Annotated in this window: 1 protein-coding gene; it reads left to right on the top strand. The window is 68.9% G+C overall.

Annotated elements, in window-relative coordinates; translation table 11 throughout:
- The coding region (locus tag AC1D29_RS29525) for a calcium-binding protein (RefSeq protein WP_477904336.1) at positions 1-915 on the top strand (915 nt) is incomplete at both ends.

Raw genomic sequence — 915 nt, 5'->3', positions numbered from 1 at the left:
AGTCCGCTTCGACGACGGCACGACGTGGAACATCGGCGCCATCCTGGCGGCGCTGGGCCAGGGCACGGCGGCCGACGACGTGCTGCGCGGCACCACCGGTGGCGATGCGCTGACCGGCGGGCGCGGCAACGACAGCCTGGAAGGGCTGGACGGCAACGACACGCTGACCGGCGGCGAAGGCAACGACGCGCTGTACGGCGGCTACGGCAACGACACGCTGGACGGTGGCACGGGCAACGACTACCTGGACGGYAGCTACGGCAACAACACCTACCTGTTCGGCCGCGGTGACGGTCAGGACACCATCGTGTCGCAGTACGACTCGACGGCAGGCAAGCTCAACACGGTGCAGTTCAAGGCCGGCGTGGCCGTGGGCGACGTGCTGGTGCGCCGCGTGGGCGGCACGCAAGGCAATGGCAACGAGTCCATCGAGCTGGTCATCGCCGGCACGACCGACCGGCTGCTGATCAACTACTTCTTCCAGGCCGACACCCCGGCGAGCTACTACAACCCCATCCAGCAAGTCCGCTTCGACGACGGCACGACGTGGAACATCGGCGCCATCCTGGCGGCGCTGGGCCAGGGCACGGCGGCCGACGACGTGCTGCGCGGCACCACCGGTGGCGATGCGCTGACCGGCGGGCGCGGCAACGACAGCCTGGAAGGGCTGGACGGCAACGACACGCTGACCGGCGGCGAAGGCAACGACGCGCTGTACGGCGGCTAYGGCAACGACACGCTGGACGGTGGCACGGGCAACGACTACCTGGACGGTAGCTACGGCAACAACACCTACCTGTTCGGCCGCGGTGACGGTCAGGACACCATCGTGTCGCAGTACGACTCGACGGCAGGCAAGCTCAACACGGTGCAGTTCAAGGCCGGCGTGGCCGTGGGCGACGTGCTGGTGCGCCG

The organism is Roseateles sp. P1_C6, from assembly GCF_056406315.1.
The sequence above is the reverse complement of the archived record's forward strand: the minus strand, read 5'-3'. Positions and strand labels throughout refer to the sequence as shown.